Raw genomic sequence first — 2,998 nt, 5'->3', positions numbered from 1 at the left:
TCGCTCGTGTCGGCGCTGACCGACGCCCGGATGCGCCTGAACGGCTTGCTCGACGCCATGCCCATGCTCGTGAAGAACCTGGAGCACAGCGGCGCCCAACACCACGCGGTCGTCGCCGCGACCCGCGCCCGCGACCCCGAGTCGGCCCGGCTCGCCGTCGACGAGCACCTGGAGGGCAGCGAGGCGCTGCTGCGCGGCTTCCTGTCCTGAGCGCTCCGGGACGGGCGGGGGCCACCCCGGTTGGAGCCGGGGCCCGGGCACGGATCCGGGCGGAATTGGCCGGATCCGGCCAAACGTGAAATCCACTCATCTTTGTGACGGTTCGCCCATGCTCGGGCGAACGCGACGGGAAGCGCCGACGACGCCCGCATGGACATCGTTCGATCACGGTGTGTGACGCATCGGTCGCTCCGCCCCGGTGTCCGGAGCCAAACCGGTCACCATACCCCGGGCCGCTCCGGATGCCTACCGCCGAGTAGGAAACAGTCCCCCGCGCCCCCGTTGCCCCTGACCGCCCCGCCGGTCTTCAATGACGACGCCCCACCCCCACCGGCCACCCCCGGCCGGGGCCGAAAGGACGTCGCACACCCATGGCTCCCCTCAACCGGCGCGGATTCCTCACGACCACCACGACGGGACTCGGCCTGGCCGCCCTCGGCCTGTCCGCCGCCCCCGCCCCCGCCTCCGCCGCCGCGCTCGACCGACTCGTCCGCCAGACCATGTCCCGGGTCGCCCAGCCCGACGGCACCACGCTCGCCCAGGTGGCCACGCCCGTCGGCGAGGGCTACCGACTGCTCACCGCCGGGCCCGGGTGGCCGATCGAGGTCCGCGAGGACCTGGTCCCCGCCCAGCCGGGCCGCGACGACCGGCGTACCGCCCTCGCCGCGTTCGTCCAGTTCACCGACCTGCACATCATGGACGCGCAGAGCCCCGTCCGCTTCGAGTACACCCACCCGGTGATCGGCTCCAGCGCCCACCGCCCCCAGGAGACGCTGTCGGCGCTCGGTGCGTCCGCGCTGGTCAAACGGGTCAACTCGCTGAGAGTCGGCCCCGTGACCGGCCGTCCCCTCGACTTCATGGTCACCACCGGCGACAACACCGACAACCACGAGACCGTCGAACTGGAATGGCTCATGGCCGTCCTCAACGGTGGCGCCGTCACCCCCAACACCGGCGACCCCGCCTGGTACGAGGGCGTGCAGAACTGCGGCAACGAGCTGTACTGGCAGCCCGACAGCGACCTCGCCGACCGGTACAAGACCCGGGGCGGCTTCCCGACCATCCCGGGCTTCCTGGCCGCCGCCGTCGCCCCCTTCGAGAGCCCCGGCCTGGACGTGCCCTGGTACTGCACCATCGGCAACCACGACGACACCCCTGCGGGCACCCTGCCCGCCGGTTCGATGGACGAAGCCTACCTGGGCGACCGCAAGATCATGTTCGCCGACGACGACGTGCGCGACCAGGCCGCCGAGGCGATGACCAACGAGGACGAGCTCGGCCGCATGCCCGACGAGGTGGAATCCCCCGGCGACACCGTCTCCACCGCCGCCGTGACCTCCACCGTCACCCCCGACGACCGGCGCGCCCCCTTCGACACCCGGGCGTTCGTCGCCGCACACCTGGACGAGGCCAACACCGGGCCCGGGCCGGTCGGACACGGCTTCACCGACGACAACGCCGACGGTGTGGACTGCTTCTACACCTTCCGCATCGCCGACGGTGTGACCGGTGTCAGCATGGACACCACCACGCTGGCCGGACTGGCGGACGGGTCGATCGGCAAGTACCAGTTCGACTGGCTGGAGCGGACGCTGCGCGCCTCCAGTTCGGTCTACTACGACTTCTGGGGGTGGCGGCGCACCCAGCAGGTCACCGACGAGCTGTTCGTGCTCTTCTCCCACCACACGAGCGGCACGATGGGCAACATCCTCCCCGACAGCCGCCGCCCGGGCGACCTGCGGCTGACCGGAGACATCCTCGTGCACATGCTCAAGCGCTACCCGAACGTGCTGGCCTGGGTGAACGGGCACACGCACTACAACCGGATCCAGGCGCACACCCACGGCACCGCCGAGCGCGGCTTCTGGGAGATCAACACCGCCTCGCACATCGATCACCCGCAGATGGCGCGGGCGATCGAGATCGTGGACAACGAGGACGGGACGCTGTCGCTGTTCACGACCCTGCTGGAGGCGGACAGCCCTTACCAGGCCGACCACGGGGACTTCTCCGCCGACGGGCTCGCGTCGCTGTACCGGGAGCTGTCGGTCAACGACCTGTACGCCGACCCGGCGGGCTACGGCGGACCGCGCGACCGCAACGTCGAACTCCTGGTCGCCGCCCGCAACCCCGCCCGATAGAGGGCGGGGCGGTTTCGCCCACCAGCGCCCCCGACGGGCACCCCGGCCTCCGACCGGGGTGCCCGAGGAACCTACGGGTGGGCCCCGACCGAGTCGCAGATCCGCTGGGCCAGGTTCGAGGTCGCCCCCTCCCGGGCGCAGTGGGCGCTACAGAAGAACCGCCCCTCCACCTCGACCCCGTGACCGATGATCCGCGAGGAGCACTTCTCGCACACCGGAGCGAGCCGCTGGATGGCGCACTCGAAGCAGTCGAAGGTGTACCGCTCCCCGTTGATCGTCTCGACGTCGAACGACATCCAGTAGTCGTTGTGGCAGGTGTCGCAGACAGCCATGGGAACATCCCCCCTGTCGGGGTGCGTGACTCAGGGCCCGGCCCCGGCGCGGCCGTCGGGTCCTCTCCGACCACCGACGGGCGGGACCGGCCGCTGCTGCTACTTCCGACGCTAGCCAGTCATCGGCCCGCCCGCCCCCCCTACCGCGCGCCCCTCCTCCTTCCGGCCGATCCGTGCGCGCGCCCGCTCTCGTAGCATGCTGTCCGTGGACACCCTCCTCAGGTCCGTGTGGAACGAGCCCCGCCCCGCCGACCCACCACCGCGGACGCGGCGGGACTGGGCACTCGTGGGGGTGCTCGTCGCGGT

The 2,998-nt window shown here is 71.4% G+C and carries 3 protein-coding genes; 2 read left to right on the top strand and 1 reads right to left on the bottom strand.

What is annotated here, in order from left to right; genetic code table 11:
* Both D471_RS36480 and D471_RS0127235 read left to right on the top strand, forming a co-directional pair.
* Positions 1 to 210: FCD domain-containing protein (locus D471_RS36480; RefSeq protein WP_152486467.1), on the top strand; the 210-nt coding region annotated here is incomplete at its 5' end.
* A 380-nt stretch (positions 211 to 590) separates the two neighbouring features.
* On the top strand, positions 591 to 2,360 hold the full coding sequence (locus D471_RS0127235; RefSeq protein ID WP_017601545.1) for a TIGR03767 family metallophosphoesterase: 1,770 nt from the start codon (positions 591 to 593) through the stop codon (positions 2,358 to 2,360).
* Between the two features lie 71 nt (positions 2,361 to 2,431).
* Here D471_RS0127235 and D471_RS0127230 read toward each other — a convergent pair whose 3' ends face one another.
* A complete protein-coding gene (locus D471_RS0127230; protein WP_017601544.1) occupies positions 2,432 to 2,692 on the bottom strand; it encodes a hypothetical protein in 261 nt (86 codons plus the stop codon).
* Positions 2,693 to 2,998: the final 306 nt, after the last annotated feature.

It is taken from the genome of Nocardiopsis lucentensis DSM 44048 (genome assembly GCF_000341125.1).
In the GTDB taxonomy this organism is placed as follows: domain Bacteria; phylum Actinomycetota; class Actinomycetes; order Streptosporangiales; family Streptosporangiaceae; genus Nocardiopsis; species Nocardiopsis lucentensis.
The sequence above is the reverse complement of the archived record's forward strand: the minus strand, read 5'-3'. Positions and strand labels throughout refer to the sequence as shown.

Coding starts and splice junctions, on each gene's coding strand:
- D471_RS0127235 (WP_017601545.1), top strand. CDS start 591: ATGGCTCCCCTCAACCGGCGCGGATTCCTCACGACCACCACGACGGGA.
- D471_RS0127230 (WP_017601544.1), bottom strand. CDS start 2,692: ATGGCTGTCTGCGACACCTGCCACAACGACTACTGGATGTCGTTCGAC.